The sequence below is a fragment of the Janthinobacterium amylolyticum genome, from assembly GCF_051380655.1.
In the GTDB taxonomy this organism is placed as follows: Bacteria; Pseudomonadota; Gammaproteobacteria; order Burkholderiales; family Burkholderiaceae_D; genus Janthinobacterium.
In genome coordinates this window covers 57,448-71,957 of the sequence record NZ_JBNYXL010000013.1, presented here as the reverse complement: position 1 = coordinate 71,957, position 14,510 = coordinate 57,448, and the positions used below count along the sequence as shown (strand labels likewise).

Genomic DNA, 14,510 nt, shown 5'->3' with positions numbered 1-14,510 from the left:
TATGGATACGAGCATGGATATCACCGACTATATGCAAGACGTGGGCACGCGCGCGCGCGCCGCTTCGCGCGCCATGGCGCGTGCCGACAGCGCCACGCGCAACCGCGCCTTGACCCTGATCGCCGCCGCCATCGTGCGCGATGCGGAGCTGCTGCGCGCGGCCAACCAGCGCGACCTGGACGCGGCAGCCGCCGCCGGCCTGGCGCCGGCCATGCTCGACCGCCTGACCCTGTCCGATGCGGCCATTGCCACCATGGTCGAAGGCTTGACGCAGATCGTCTCGCTGGCCGATCCGATCGGCGAGATCTCGAACATGAAATTTCGCCCGACGGGCATCCAGGTGGGCCAGATGCGCGTGCCGCTGGGCGTCATCGGCATCATCTATGAAGCGCGCCCGAACGTGACGGTGGACGCGGCCGGCCTGTGCATCAAGAGCGGCAACGCGACGATTCTGCGCGGCGGCTCGGAAGCGATCCATTGCAACCGCGCGCTGGCCAAACTGGTGGCAGAAGGCTTGCAGGGCGCCGGCCTGCCCGCCGATGCCGTGCAAGTGATCGACACCACCGACCGCGCCGCCGTCGGCGCCCTGATCACCATGCCGCAATTCGTCGACGTCATCGTGCCGCGCGGCGGCAAGGGGCTGATCGCGCGCCTGATGAACGAAGCCACCGTGCCGATGATCAAGCACCTGGACGGCATCTGCCACGTCTACATCGATGCCAAGGCCGACATCAAGAAGGCGATCGACATCGGCTTCAATGCCAAGTGCCACCGCTACGGCACCTGCAACACCATGGAAACCCTGCTGGTGTCGCGCGCCGTCGCCGCCACCGTGCTGCCGCAGCTGGCCGAACTGTATTTGACCAAGCAGGTGGAACTGCGCGCCGATCCGGAAAGCCATGCCATCCTGGCCGCCGCTGCCTACCCGCACCTGGTGCCGGCCACCGAGGAAGACTGGTCCACCGAATACCTGGCGGCGATTTTGTCGGTGAAAGTCGTCGACGGCATCGACGAAGCGATGGACCACATCAACCAGTATTCGTCCAAGCATACGGAATCGATCATCACGGAAGACTACACCGACGCGCTGCGCTTCCTGCGCGAAGTCGATTCGGCCTCCGTGATGGTGAACGCCTCGACGCGTTTCGCCGATGGTTTTGAGTATGGCCTGGGCGCTGAAATCGGCATCTCGAACGACAAGCTGCATGCGCGCGGCCCCGTGGGACTGGAAGGCCTGACGTCGCTCAAGTACGTGGTCTTTGGCCACGGTGAAGTGCGCAAGTAATCCTTTGGCGGGTGGCCAGCGAGGCTGCCCGTTTTCCTTCTTCGATATCTCTGACACTGGGAACCCCATGCTCTTTCTCTGGACTAAAGCCTTCCACATCATCTTCGTCATATCGTGGTTCGCCGGCCTGTTCTATTTGCCGCGCATCTTCGTGAACCTGGCGATGGAGACGGAAACGGTGGCCACGGAACGCCTGCTGCTGATGGCGCGCAAGCTGTACCGCTTCATGTCCCTGCTGGCGCTGCCGGCGATGGTGCTGGGACTGGCCCTGATGTGGATGCTGTACGGGGGGGGCGAAGGCCGCGTGAAGATGCCGGGCTGGATGCACGCCAAGCTGACCTTCGTCGTGCTGCTGCTGGGCTATCACCATGCCTGCGGTTCCATCCTGCGCAAGTTTGAAAAAGGCCTCAACAAGCGTAGCCACAAGTGGTTCCGCTGGTTTAACGAGGTGCCGGTGCTGATGCTGCTGGTCGTCGTCGTGCTGGTCGTGGTCAAGCCTTTCTAAGGAAACGAGATGAGTGCCAGCCAGAATAAAGTCGTGCAGTATTTCTTCGCGCCCCACTCGCCGTGGACCTACCTGGGCCACGCGCGCCTGATGGCCATCGCCGCGAAGACGGGCGCGCAGATCGACGTGCGTCCCTTCGACCTGGGCAAGGTCTTCAGCGTCTCGGGCGGCCTGCCGCTGGCCAAGCGCGCGCCGCAGCGCCAGGCGTATCGCCTGGCCGAACTGGCGCGCTGGTCGGCCTTTTTGCAAGTGCCCCTGAATGTGCAGCCGAAGTTCTTTCCCGTGTCGCCGGAAGCGGCAGCCAAGCTGATAATCGCCACGCGCCTGGCGCATGGCGTGGACGCCTCGCTGAAGCTGGCGCACGCCATCATGCGCGGCCTGTGGGCTGAAGAACGCAATATCGGCGACGAAGAAACCTTGGTGCAGATCGCCCTCGATACAGGCTTCGAAGGCCGCCAGTTGCTGAAGACGTCGGAGACGGCCAGCGTGCAGGCGGAATACGACGCCAACACGGAAGCTGCCACCGCCGCATCCGTCTTCGGTTCGCCGTGGTACATCGTCGATGGCGAAGGGTATTGGGGCCAGGACCGCCTCGATTTCGTCGAGCGCGCGCTGGAGAAGTTGTAGGTCGGATTAGCGCTCGCGCGTAATCCGACAAGCTCAGTCGCCAGCCCATGTCGGCTTACGCCCTGGCGGGCTAAGCCGACCTACGGACAGGTGCGGTTTTGTCGCGAGGTGTTGAAGATATAGGTCGGATTAGCGGGGCAAGGCCGCGCGTAATCCGACAAGTACAGTCAGCGGCACATGTCGGCTGGCGAGGCAGCAAGTTAAAAGCAGTATTAGCAAAGTGGTTTTTTTAATGCAGTAAAAGTAACGACACCCTCAGGCACCGTCGCGAGCGGATCGCCGCTGGTCCGAGAAGCGCAGCCGTACGAAGGTACGGCGAGCATCGCCGGGCGAGCGCCGTACCGCGCAGCAGGTGCCTGCGGGTGTTCACTACAACGGATAAAAGGTATCCTAATTATGGCTTCATATTTTTGCCCATGCCCGCGCGGCATGGAAGCGGCGCTGGCCGAGGAACTGGGCGAGATCGCCCAGGATAGTGCGACCATGAAGGTCCACAACCAGGTGCCGGGCGGCGTACACTGCTCGGGCGACCTGCTCGATTCCTACCGCATCAACCTGCATTCGCGCATCGCGTCGCGCGTGCTGATGCGCATGGCCCATTCCGGCTACAAGACGGAAAACGACATTTATGACCTGACCCTGGCGCAGCCATGGGAAGACTGGTTCGGCGTACACCACACGATCCGCGTCGACGTCACGGCCGTCAAGTCGCCGCTGCGCAGCCTGGAATTCACGACCTTGAAGATCAAGGATGCGATCTGCGACCGCTTCCGCGACCAGTTCAACGAGCGTCCATCGGTCAACACCAAGACGCCGGACATGCGCATCGTCGGCTTCCTCGACGCGCACACGTTTACCGTCTACCTCGACACCTCGGGCGAAGCCCTGTTCAAGCGCGGCTGGCGCGAAGAGACGGGTGACGCGCCGCTGCGCGAAAACCTGGCCGCCGGCCTGCTGCGCGTGTCGGGCTGGAAGCCGGGCATGGTGCTGTTTGACCCGATGTGCGGTTCCGGCACCATCCTGGCCGAAGCGGCGCAGATGCTGCAGGGCATTCCGCCGGGCGCGTCGCGCCAGTTCGCGTTTGAAAACTTCCACGACTTCGATCCGGCGCCGTGGAACGCCATGAAGAACGCCATCAAGGCCAATCCGCTGCCAGCCGAACCGACGATCTTCGGCAGCGATATCTCGGGCGACATGGTGGCCATGACGCGCCACAACCTGCGCTGCGCCGGCGTGCGCTTCGAGGTGCCGCTCAAGCAGATCGAGGCGCAGGAAGTCAAGCCGCCAAGCGACGTGCCGGGCATCATGCTGACCAACCCGCCGTACGGCGAGCGTATCGGCGTGCGCGGCGACAGCACCATTCCGGAAGACGAATTGTCGACTTCCTTCTACTCGGCCATGGGCACCACCCTGAAGCAGCGCTTCGCCGGCTGGACCGTGTTTCTCTTCACGGCCGACCTGGGCCTGCCCAAGCTGCTGCGTCTGAAGGAAGCGCGCAAGACGCCATTCTTCAACGGCGCGCTGGAATGCCGTCTGTTCCGCTTCGATATGGTGGCGGGATACAACCGCCGTGAAGAGGCAAAGCCGAAACCACAGCAGTAAGCGTTCACCGCAAGATACCCGCAGTAACCCCGCGCGCGGACCAATGCCGGTCCGCGCGCCACTTTGGATCCGCCATGTTTCCCACCCCTCCGGCCGACGTGCCGCCCGACCCGGTCACTCCCGTTCCGCCTCCGCCGCCAAGCCACATGGCACCGCTCAGTCGCGGTGCGCTGGCGATGATGCTGGCCGGCCTGTCGATGCTGGGGCCCTTGTCGATCGACACCTACCTGCCCGCGTTTGGCGCCATCCAGGGTTCGCTGCAGGCCTCGCCGCTGGAAGTGCAGCAGTCGCTGACGTTCTACATGCTGGCTTTCGCCGGCATGGTACTGTGGCATGGCGCCATCTCGGATACCTTCGGCCGGCGCAACGTCATCCTCGTTTCCCTGCTGATGTTTGCCATCGGCTCGCTGGGCTGCGCCTCGGCGCACACCGTGCACTACCTGTGGTTCTTCCGCATCATGCAGGGCGTCTCGGCCGGCGCCGGCGTGGTGATCAGCCGCGCCATCATCCGCGACCTGTACGCGGATGCGGCGGCGGCGCGCCTGCTGTCGCTGGTGACGATGATATTTTCCATCGCCCCGGCCGTGGCGCCGATTCTTGGCGGCTGGATCGTCATCTGGTTCGACTGGCGCTCGATCTTCCTGTTCCTGGCTTTCTACACGGTGGTGCTGCTGGCGTTCTGCTACTGGCGCCTGCCCGAGACCCTGCCGGTGGAAAAGCGCCAGCCGTTCAACCCCCGCTTCCTGGCGTCGAGCTACGGCCAGATCCTGCGCTCGCCCCTGTTCCACATCAAGGCCGGTATCGTCGCGCTCAATTTCGCGGGCCTGTTCCTGTTCATCACGGCCGCGCCGGAAATGCTGCCCAAGCAGCTGAACCTGGGGCCGTCGCAGTTCGCCTGGCTGTTCATCCCTTGCGTGAGCGGGATTTTCATGGGGGCCCTGGCGGCCAACCGCATCGCCGGCAAGGTCACGTTCGCGCGCCAGATCGGCATCGGCTTTACCTTCCTGCTGTGCGCCGCCAGCGTCAATGTCGTGTATCACCTGTTCCTGCCGCCATCGTTGCCATGGTCGGTGCTGCCGCTGTTCTTCTATACCTTCGGCATGTCGCTGGTGGGGCCGGGCGCGACCCTGCTGGCGCTGGACCTGTTCCCGCACATCCGCGGCACGGTCGCTTCCTGCCAGTCGTTTGCCAGCACCTTGCTGGGCGCCGTGGTCGCCGGCGTGATCTCGCCGCTGCTGTCCGGCTCCGTGCTGTGGCTGGCGTCGGGCCAGCTGGCATTTACAGCGCTGGCGCTGGCCCTGTGGCTGATTTCCCGGCGCTTCCGCCACCGTTTGCTAGGTTCCCTGAAGGCATAAGTTTCCACTGCAGAACGCTGGATTTATTTCAACTTAATTTTCTATATTGCAAGTAATATCCGGCGCTTATGATAAGATGACTTCTTTCCCGGCATCCTCTCAGGCAGTTTATTTTTTGGTTACAGGAGTGGAGGATTCCTCTGAACGTGGCCGCGCTTCGCTGCTGAGCGCGCTTCCTTTTCGAACCGGCAATGCCTGATACGATGCATCAATCTGATCAAGATATTCGCAATCGCCTGCTGATTGCCCGTCTGCCGGCCATGCCGCAGATCCTCATCAAGCTGATCGCCCACCTGCAAGCCGACGATGCCGGCATGCCGGAGCTGGCCGCCCTGATCGCCAAGGATGCCGGCATGACCAGCAAAATCCTCGGCGTGGCCAACAGCTCGGCGTATCACCGCCACGGCAAGGTCGTCAGCCTGGAGCAGTCGCTCGTGTCGCTGGGCACGGACATGATCAAGACCCTGGTCATCAGCGAATCCGTATTCCAGACCTTTAACAGCTTTCCCCATTCCGGCAGCACCGACCTGCGCGCCTTCTGGAAAAGTTCGCTGTCGGCCGCCGTCATGGCGCGCGCGCTGGCCAAGGCCATGGCCTACCCGCATGCCGAGGAAGCCTATCTGGCGGGGCTGCTGCACAATGTCGGGCGCCTGGCCCTGCTGGCCACGGCGCCGAAAGAATATGCCTTCAACTTCACGGCGCGCGATGACGCCGCCCTGTGCGCGGTGGAGCAGCGCACCTTGCAGATCACGCATGCCGAAGCGGGCGCCTGGCTGATCGAACGCTGGCAGCTCGATTCCTTCCTGGCCGACAGCGTGCTGTATCACCATGAACCGCTGGCGCGCCTGGAAGCGAGCCACCCCTTGATCCGCATCGTGCGCCTGGCGCATCTGCTGTGCTGCCACGGCGGCGATGCCGACCAGGCCGAGTCGATCACGCAGGCGGCGCGCCTGTGCGCGCTCGACGAAGAGGTACTGGACACCCTGGTCGGCAGCGTCGCACGCCAGGTGGAGCAGGCCGCGCAGCATCTGGGCATCGACCTGGCCGGCGCCGACGATATCGCCACGCCGCCCGCGTCGGCGCCGCCGCCTGTCGATCCGGTGCAGCAGCGCCTGTCGGAAGACGTGCGCAATATGGTCCTCGTGTCCGAAGTGGGGCAGACCTTCGCCCGCCAGCAGGGCGAGACCAGCCTGCTTGAAGCCATCACGCGCTCGGCGCGCATCCTGTTCGATTTCGAGACCACCGTCATCCTGCTGCAAAACCCCACCGGACACGCGCTGGTGGGCGTGGCGGCGGGCGAACAGCAGCAGCGCCTGGCCGGCTTTGCCGTGCCGCTGGCCAAGGGCGGGCCGCTGGCCGCGTCCGCGCTGGAGTGCAAGCCGGCCTTCTTGAAACGCGATATGCCGGCGCTGGGCATCGTCGAGGAGCAGCTGTTCCGCATCCTCGGCACCGACAGCCTGGTCTGCCTGCCCCTGGTGGCCGGCCAGCGCAGCCTGGGCGTGCTGATCGGCGGCGTGGCGGCGTGGCAGATTCCCGCCTGCCAGAAGCGCGAAGGATTCCTGCGCGCGTTCGGCAACCAGGCCGCCGGTGCGCTGGAAACGGCGATTAACGCGCGCGGCCTGGCGCGGCGCCAGCTCGACCACGTGGCCGAGGAGTACCGCGAAGCGTCGCGCCGCGTGGTGCATGAAGTGAACAATCCGCTGTCCATCATCAAGAACTATCTTAGCGTGCTCGATCACAAGCTGGAAAAGCAGGAACCTGTGGTGGGCGAGATGGCTATCCTGAACGAGGAGATCGACCGGGTTGGCCAGTTGATCAACGGCCTGGCCGACCTGCAGCCGGTGGCCGCCAGCGGCGTCACCGATTGCGCGCGCGTGGCCGACGATGTGCTGCGCCTGTTCCGCGCCACCGACTTCCTGCCATCGAAGATCGAGGTGGTCGTGCGCATGCAGGATGCGCCCAGCGAGGTGGAAGCCGATGCCGACATGCTCAAGCAAATCTTGCTCAACCTGCTGAAAAATGCCGTCGAAGCCTTGCCCGAGGGCGGCCGCATCGAAGTGACGAACTGTGGCCATGTGAACCGCGACCGGCGCCTGTACCTGGAACTGTGCGTCAGCGACAATGGCGCCGGTCTGGCGCCCGAGGTGCTGGCTAATCTGTTCTCGCCCGTACGCAGCAGCAAGGCGGGCGCGCATCATGGCCTGGGCCTGTCCATCGTGCATGACCTGGTCACGCGCCTGCATGGCGTGATCGGCTGCCGCAGCAGCAAGGCCGGCACCGCGTTCGAGATCCTGCTGCCCGTCCCCGCGCCGCAGTCTGGCGCCGCCAGTTCCGCCGCCGTGCCCGCGCTCGGTAATACCGCCCTGTCTTCGTAACGTCCATGAATTCCTCCGCCATTCCTTTTGACCTGGAAAATAGCCCGCGCATCCTGCTGGTCGACGATGAACCACGGCTGCTCGCCTCCCTGCACGAACTGCTGAAGGACCGCGGCTACCAGCTGCACACGGCTACCTGCGGCAGCGAGGCGCTGGCGCAGCTGTCGAAACTGCGCTTCGACCTGATCCTGCTCGACCTGCGCCTGCCCGACATGAGCGGCCATGAAATCATGGACCACATCAACCGGCGCGGCATCGAGGGCGACGTCATCGTCATGAGCGGCGATGTCGGCATCGAGGCCGCCATCGGCGCCCTGAAACGCGGCGCCTACGACTACCTGCGCAAGCCGTACAGCCGCGAGGAGCTGCTCAAGACGGTGGAGAACGCGCTGCAAAAGCGCAAGCTGGCGCTGGAGAACGAGCGCATCGCGCTGCAGCTGGAAAACTCGGAGAAGATGTACCGCTACCTGGTCGACAGCTCGCCCGACATCATCTATACCCTGAACCACGAAGGGCGCATCACCTTCATCAACGACCGCGTGCACCAGTTGCTGGGCTTTAGCCGCGAAGAGCTGATCGGCAGCCATTACTCGATCCTCGTGCACGATGAAGACCAGGAACGGGCGCGCTACGCCTTCAATGAGCGCCGCATCGACGAGCGCGCCTCGCGCAATGTGGAACTGCGCCTGAAGTGCCATAGCGGCAGCGGCAGCGACCGCACCTTCAGCAATACGCTGATGACGGTTCCGCTCAATTCGATCGGCATGCACAGCCTCGATCACGAGGCCAGGAAGCAGGAGTATTTCGGCACCTACGGCGTGGCGCGCGACATCACCGACCGCAAGCGCGCCGAGGAAGTCATCTCGTATCAGGCCTACCACGACATCCTGACGGACCTGCCGAACCGCATGCTGTTCAAGGACCGCCTGGGCCTGGCCGTGATCCAGGCGCGCCGCAAGCTGACGGAACTGGCCGTGATGTTCATCGACCTGGACCGCTTCAAGCTGGTCAACGACACGCTCGGCCACGTCAAGGGCGACGAGCTGCTGCAGCAGGTGGCGCTGCGCCTGAAGGACTGCCTGCGCCGCGGCGACACCCTGGCGCGCCAGGGCGGCGATGAATTTACCATCGTGCTGCCGGAACTGCGCGACCGCCAGGATGCGCGTCTGATCGCCGACAAGTTCCTTGAATGCCTGCACCAGCCGTTCGACCTCGATGGCAACCAGGTGCATATTTCCGCCTCCATCGGCATCGCCATCTATCCGGGCGACGGCGAGACCATCGATGAACTGCTGCGCCATGCCGATATCGCCATGTACCAGGTCAAGGGACTGGGCAAGAATGGCCACAGTTTTTATCACGAGTCGATGCTCGACGTGTCGCACCAGAAGATCGCGCTTGAACAGAGCCTGCGCAAGGCGCTGGAACTGAACCAGCTGGAGATGTATTACCAGCCGCAGGTGGATGTGACGACGGGCCGCATCGTCGGCGCCGAAGGCCTGATGCGCTGGAACCACCCGCAGCGTGGCTTGCTGACGGCCGGCGAATTCCTGCCCTTCGCCGAGGAAAACGGCCTGATGCTGCCGATCTCGGACTGGATGCTGGGTGCCCTGTGCCGCGACCTGGTGCAGTGGAACGCGGCCGGCGGCGAAGCCGTGCGCCTGTCGCTCAATTTGTCGCCGCAATACCTGGACCGGGGCGACTTTTTCGAGAAGATGCGCGGCGCCCTGACGCGCTATGGCATCGCGCCGGAAAAGATCGAAGTGGAGATCACGGAAAACATCTGCATCCGCAACCCGCAGTACGCGATCGAGCAGTTGAACAAGCTGTGCCAGCTGGGCGTGTCGGTGGCCATCGACGATTTCGGCACCGGCTATTCCTCGCTGTCGTACCTGCACCGCTTCCCCATCCACACGATCAAGATCGACCAGTCGTTTGTAAAAGAAATCCATGACGAACACGGACACTATCCCGTCATCCTGGCCATCATCTCGATCGCGCGCGGGCTGGGCCTGCACCTGATCGCCGAAGGCGTGGAAACGGAAGGGCAGGCGCGCTACCTGCAGGACAAGGGCTGCACCACGATGCAGGGCTATCTGTACCACCGTCCCATCTCGCTGGGCAGCTTTATCGGCGTGCTGCAGGAGCAGAACCGCCTGATCGCCGATGGCGCATCCGGCATGCCGCTGCCGCTGGCCATCGAGGCTTGACCGTGTCCGTTGCCGATCCCCGCTACACGGCTGCTCATTACACGGCTGATTATCTGCGCCTGAAGGGCCTGGCCGAGAAAGGCAATGCGAATGCCCAGCACAGCCTGGGCTTCATGCATTTCAATGGCCAGGGCATCGGGCAAAGCTATGCGCTGGCGCTGCACTGGTATGGCCTGGCCGCCGCGCAGGGACTCGAACACGCGCAATACAACCTGGGCGTGATGTGCCAGAAGGGGCAGGGCGTGCCGCAGGATTTCACCCAAGCCGCGCACTGGTACCAGAAGGCGGCCGAGCAGGGTTATGCGGCGGCCCAGTACAACCTGGGCTGGCTGTACGCCAAGGGGCAAGGCCTGGCGCAGGACAGCGGCCAGGCCATGCTGTGGTTCAGCCGCGCGGCCGAGCAGGGCGACGCGGGCGCGCAGAATAACCTGGGCATGATGTATGACAACGGCAAGGGCGTGCCGCAGGATTTCGTGCAAGCCATCGCCTGGTACCGCAAGGCGGCCGAGCAGGGCTACGCGCGCGCGCAGTTCAACCTGGGCCTGCGCTACGACAATGGCCAGGGCGTGCGCCAGGACCGCCAGCAGGCCACCGCCTGGCTGCGCAAGGCGGCCGAGCAGGGTTACGCGCCGGCCCAATTCAACCTGGCGCTGCGCTATGAAAATGGCGACGTGCTGCCGCAGGACAGCGGGCAGGCGATCGCCTGGTACCGGCGCGCGGCCGAGCAGGGCCACGCCAGTTCGCAGTTCAACCTGGGCCTGATCTATGACAATGGCCAGGGCGTGCCGTGCGACAAGCAGGCGGCCCTGGACTGGTACGTCAAGGCGGCGGGCCTGGGCCATGCGGCGGCCCAGCACAACCTGGGCCTGCACCATGAACATGGCGCGCACGATTACACGCAGGCGCAGGCGTTTTACCGCCAGGCGGCCGAGCAGGGTTTCCCCGCCGCCCAGTACCAGCTGGCCCTGCTGTATGAACATGGCCAGGGCCTGCCGGAAGACGCGCAGCAAGCCGTCCACTGGTACCGCCAGGCGGCCGAGCAGGGCCACGTGCGGGCGCAGTTCGACCTGGGCCTGCGCCATGAAAACGGCCAGGGCGTGCCGCAGGACCTGGCGCTGGCGCTGGAGTGGTACCGCCGCGCCGCCGAGCAGGATTACGCGCCGGCGCAATACATGCAGGGCGTCTTGCATGACCGCGACGACGGTCCCGCGCCCGACAGCCAGCTGGCCTGCGCCTGCTATTGCCGCGCCGCCGCGCAGGGCCACAGCCTGGCGCAGTTCGCGCTGGGCCTGCGCCACGACAATGGCCAGGACGTGCCGCAGGATTACGCCGCCGCCTGGGACTGGTATGCGCTGGCCGCGCGCCAGGGCCATGCGCGGGCGCAGTTCAATCTGGGCCTGATGGCCGCCAGCGGCCAGGGCGGCCCGCTCGATTTGCAGCAGGCGTATATCTGGCTATCGATGGCGCAGGCGGCCGGCGTGGCCGGCGCGGAAAAATCCCTGCGCCAGACGGCGGCGCGCATGCGCGAGTCGGACCTGATCCTGGTGCGCCAGCGGCTGGAAGCGCTGGCCGCCTGACCCGCTTTTCCCTGCCACTGCATCGCCAGTGTCGCGCGCAGGCGTGGCTGCGGCAGTTTTTCCACGCTACGTCACCTCGCGCCGGCATGCGCTGCTGTTCCTGCTGCGACAAAAAATGCTGGCATCGCTGCGATTTTGCTATGCTGAGGGTTCAAGAACCCCGGCTTTCAAACAAAGGATGACTATGCGCCTAACCTCTTTCCCCGCCCGCCCCACCGCCCTGTTGTGCGCGCTGGCGCTGTGCTCGTCCATGGCGGGCGCCGCCAACCCGCTCGCAGCCCTCAGCAACCAGGATGCCAGCAATGGCCTGAAGGCAGCGTTGGAAGCCGGATCGGCGGCCGCCGTCGCCAGGCTGGGCATCGAAAATGGTTTCCTGAACAATGACAAGGTGAAGATCAAGCTGCCCGGCATCCTGGAGCAGGCCAAGCCCCTGTTGAAAATGACGGGACGGGGCCAGCAGCTGGACGACCTGGTGGTGGCGATGAACCGCGCGGCCGAGTCGGCCGTGCCGATGGCCAAGCCCTTGCTGCTCGATGCGGTGAAGTCGATGAGCGTGACGGATGCGAAAAACATCCTCTCCGGCGGCGACACCTCGGTCACGGATTTCTTCCGCCAGAAGACCTCGGCCCCGCTGGCCGTCAAGTTCCTGCCCATCGTCAAATCCGTCACGGACCGTTCCGGCCTGGCCAGCAAGTACAACAGTACCATGAGCCAGATCGGCAAGACGGGCCTGGTGCCGCAGCAGCAATCGACGGTGGAAGGCTACGTCACGGACCGCGCCCTCGACGGCCTGTACCTGATGATCGGCGAAGAAGAAAAAGCCATCCGAAGCAATCCGCTGGCCTACGGCAGCAAGATCATCGGCAAGGTATTCGGCAGCCTGAAGTAAGCCCCCGCCACCGCGAAGATTTGCCCGCCGCGTTCCATTCGGCGTAAAATGCAGGCTTCGCGGGTGTAGCTCAATGGTAGAGCAGAAGCTTCCCAAGCTTACGACGAGGGTTCGATTCCCTTCACCCGCTCCAGTCAAAAAACGGCGAAAAACCTGTTTTCGCCGCTCCACAACGCTAAATCGCTCCACAAAATAAGATTAACGCATTACGTCGCTTTGATCTAACAGCTTCTTGTAGACGGCTTAATGCCTATGAAAACGTCCTGGGCAAGATTGGAACTATCGGTTCTGCGTGACAATGTGTGATTATTTCCAGTAAGTAAATTCTTATCCTTGTTGGGCACGGTTGTCTCTTGCCAACTACTCAGCCCCCGCCGACGAACGTTTTCAAAAGTCGTGCATACGCATAAATCGATTTCTTCGACCTCTGTAGGCGCATACAGGGTGTCTATGACTGCAGACAGTTAACTTATTGCTTAAAATGCAACTTAATCGGCGTAGCTATATCAGATGTACTAATTAATCCAGCTCAGCTGGTTCCTACAATTTGATACTAGAAAGATAATTTTGAACGATATGAACAGCAACGATGACCAACGGGTTTTGATGGTGAGACAGCGGCGTTACGCCGTGGTAAAGGCGGTTTGCGAAAAAAGTGTCGCCCGTACTGGTTTCCTTGGACCTTGCGTGGCATTTTATGGACTTAATGAAGAAAAAGGCGTCGCCTTCATGGCTCACATAGATGGCCATGTTTGGGGCCTTGGCAAACTCATAACCGAATTGAAGTTGGCGACAGGTGGAGACCTTGATGGATTTGAAGTTGCCCTGGCGTTGAACTACAAGTATTGTCCGCGAGTCCTGGTCCTTGCAGTTGGATGTATTTGGGCAAGCTGGTTAGCAGTCGCCTACGCAGAGTGGTACTTGCACATCTTAGCTTTTCTGGTCGTTGCCATGACCGTTTATGCATGCTTCGGTAGCGCTTTAATTATCCATTTGTTTTCTCTCTACTGGTTTAAAAGAAGCACCATTAAGTGGCGAGTCACCGACAAGCTCTACAAACGCGCTGAGGTTGAGGTGGACAGCGCATCGCAAACCGTATTACGCGGTCCGCAAAAAGACAGATTGCCACCCAAAATTAGTAAGGGCAAATATGGTGCACTGGCTTGGTGGACGTGGGGCAAGAAAATGGAGTCGGCATCCGAAGAATCAAATGCCAGTGGATGACAGAGCCTTCCTACGCGTTTCTAAGTCGTGGAATAAAGGCGCCCGGCGTCAAATTGCTCTACTCCTCCCCTTTTTAGGTCCGCTATGGTGAGGTAACGGCCTCTGCTTGGGGCCGTTATCTCACAAAAAATTGCCTTTTTAATGCTACTTCGTAGGGGCCACAATCTTCCCTCGCCGTAGATAATGCCGTTGAGTGGTTTTCACGCTGTCATGCCCTAATAGATCGCTTGCGGCCTGGTCGCTGCGGTCATCCGACGTGTCATCGGCCGCCTTCGCGCGCAGGTTGTAGAACCAAAATTCCATGATTTCCTGCGCCAACTCAGGCACATGTGATGCTGCTTGCTTTTTTGCAGCGTCAAACTGGCTGCGCAGTGCTGGTGTGGTCAGACGCTTGCCATGCATATTGGTCAGCAACGCACTTGTCACCACGTTGTGCGTTGCCTTGCGCGTTCGGATGCGTTCCATCAGCTTGGCCAGCTCTCCTGTATTGCCCGCTTCAAAGGCGCGCTTGACGCGCTTGCGTAGCTGGCGGCGCCACCAGCGAGCATCCACCAGGCGGGCGATGGTGTCGGTCATCGTGTCGAACTCGGGCAGCTCGATGCCATACGAGGCGCATTCGTTTTCCATGATCTGCAGGGCGTGCGTGTCGGACACTGCCATCCACAGCATTTTGGTAACGCCAGCCGCCGCACGCTCGGCGGTGCGCGTGCTGCCTGCGCGCCGTGTGGCCCATTTCAGCCATTCGGTGGTGAGTGTCGGCCCGAGCCGCACGCGGGCCTTGGCCCCTTTGACCTCGGCAATGGTGCCCAGGCGGATCAGGTTTTGCAGCAAGCGGAGGAGGTCGGACAGGTCGGCGTTCAT

11 protein-coding genes and 1 tRNA gene are annotated in these 14,510 nt (G+C 62.8%); 11 read left to right on the top strand and 1 reads right to left on the bottom strand.

Annotated elements, in window-relative coordinates; genetic code table 11:
- The first annotated feature begins 13 nt into the window (after positions 1 to 13).
- The 11 genes from ACQ4WR_RS24605 (at position 14) to ACQ4WR_RS24555 (ending at position 13,649) form a co-directional block, all read left to right on the top strand.
- Complete coding sequence (locus ACQ4WR_RS24605; RefSeq protein WP_436490500.1) at positions 14 to 1,285, top strand: glutamate-5-semialdehyde dehydrogenase; 1,272 nt, start codon at positions 14 to 16, stop codon at positions 1,283 to 1,285.
- Between the two features lie 67 nt (positions 1,286 to 1,352).
- Positions 1,353 to 1,790, top strand: coding sequence for a CopD family protein (locus tag ACQ4WR_RS24600; protein WP_102294129.1), 438 nt, complete (start codon positions 1,353 to 1,355; stop codon positions 1,788 to 1,790).
- A 9-nt stretch (positions 1,791 to 1,799) separates the two neighbouring features.
- A complete protein-coding gene (locus ACQ4WR_RS24595; RefSeq protein WP_102294130.1) occupies positions 1,800 to 2,417 on the top strand; it encodes a 2-hydroxychromene-2-carboxylate isomerase in 618 nt (205 codons plus the stop codon).
- Positions 2,418 to 2,813: 396 nt separating this feature from the next.
- On the top strand, positions 2,814 to 4,019 hold the full coding sequence (locus ACQ4WR_RS24590; protein WP_374755238.1) for a THUMP domain-containing class I SAM-dependent RNA methyltransferase: 1,206 nt from the start codon (positions 2,814 to 2,816) through the stop codon (positions 4,017 to 4,019).
- Between the two features lie 74 nt (positions 4,020 to 4,093).
- A complete protein-coding gene (locus ACQ4WR_RS24585; RefSeq protein WP_436490496.1) occupies positions 4,094 to 5,374 on the top strand; it encodes a multidrug effflux MFS transporter in 1,281 nt (426 codons plus the stop codon).
- Positions 5,375 to 5,577: 203 nt separating this feature from the next.
- Positions 5,578 to 7,749: an HDOD domain-containing protein gene (locus ACQ4WR_RS24580; RefSeq protein WP_436490494.1), complete on the top strand. Its 2,172-nt coding sequence runs from the start codon at positions 5,578 to 5,580 to the stop codon at positions 7,747 to 7,749.
- Positions 7,750 to 7,754: 5 nt separating this feature from the next.
- Positions 7,755 to 9,959, top strand: a complete 2,205-nt coding sequence (locus ACQ4WR_RS24575; RefSeq protein WP_436490492.1) for an EAL domain-containing response regulator — start codon at positions 7,755 to 7,757, stop codon at positions 9,957 to 9,959.
- A 2-nt stretch (positions 9,960 to 9,961) separates the two neighbouring features.
- Entirely contained in the window at positions 9,962 to 11,536 is a 1,575-nt protein-coding gene (locus ACQ4WR_RS24570; RefSeq protein WP_436490490.1) for an SEL1-like repeat protein, read from the top strand.
- 184 nt (positions 11,537 to 11,720) lie between these two features.
- Positions 11,721 to 12,425 (top strand): DUF4197 domain-containing protein, encoded by a 705-nt coding sequence (locus ACQ4WR_RS24565; protein WP_436490488.1) that lies wholly within the window; start codon positions 11,721 to 11,723, stop codon positions 12,423 to 12,425.
- 59 nt (positions 12,426 to 12,484) lie between these two features.
- Positions 12,485 to 12,558: transfer RNA gene (locus ACQ4WR_RS24560), tRNA-Gly, on the top strand.
- A 443-nt stretch (positions 12,559 to 13,001) separates the two neighbouring features.
- Positions 13,002 to 13,649, top strand: coding sequence for a hypothetical protein (locus ACQ4WR_RS24555; RefSeq protein WP_436490486.1), 648 nt, complete (start codon positions 13,002 to 13,004; stop codon positions 13,647 to 13,649).
- A gap of 144 nt (positions 13,650 to 13,793) precedes the next feature.
- Here the strand turns inward: ACQ4WR_RS24555 and ACQ4WR_RS24550 are convergent, their stop codons facing one another.
- A complete protein-coding gene (locus ACQ4WR_RS24550; protein WP_436490485.1) occupies positions 13,794 to 14,510 on the bottom strand; it encodes a hypothetical protein in 717 nt (238 codons plus the stop codon).

Excerpts from the sequence above, each read along its gene's own strand:
- ACQ4WR_RS24600 (WP_102294129.1), top strand. The coding sequence starts at position 1,353 with ATGCTCTTTCTCTGGACTAAAGCCTTCCACATCATCTTCGTCATATCG.
- ACQ4WR_RS24595 (WP_102294130.1), top strand. The coding sequence starts at position 1,800 with ATGAGTGCCAGCCAGAATAAAGTCGTGCAGTATTTCTTCGCGCCCCAC.
- ACQ4WR_RS24550 (WP_436490485.1), bottom strand. The coding sequence starts at position 14,510 with ATGAACGCCGACCTGTCCGACCTCCTCCGCTTGCTGCAAAACCTGATC.
- ACQ4WR_RS24585 (WP_436490496.1), top strand. The coding sequence starts at position 4,094 with ATGTTTCCCACCCCTCCGGCCGACGTGCCGCCCGACCCGGTCACTCCC.
- ACQ4WR_RS24555 (WP_436490486.1), top strand. The coding sequence starts at position 13,002 with ATGAACAGCAACGATGACCAACGGGTTTTGATGGTGAGACAGCGGCGT.
- ACQ4WR_RS24590 (WP_374755238.1), top strand. The coding sequence starts at position 2,814 with ATGGCTTCATATTTTTGCCCATGCCCGCGCGGCATGGAAGCGGCGCTG.
- ACQ4WR_RS24580 (WP_436490494.1), top strand. The coding sequence starts at position 5,578 with ATGCATCAATCTGATCAAGATATTCGCAATCGCCTGCTGATTGCCCGT.
- ACQ4WR_RS24575 (WP_436490492.1), top strand. The coding sequence starts at position 7,755 with ATGAATTCCTCCGCCATTCCTTTTGACCTGGAAAATAGCCCGCGCATC.
- ACQ4WR_RS24605 (WP_436490500.1), top strand. The coding sequence starts at position 14 with ATGGATATCACCGACTATATGCAAGACGTGGGCACGCGCGCGCGCGCC.
- ACQ4WR_RS24565 (WP_436490488.1), top strand. The coding sequence starts at position 11,721 with ATGCGCCTAACCTCTTTCCCCGCCCGCCCCACCGCCCTGTTGTGCGCG.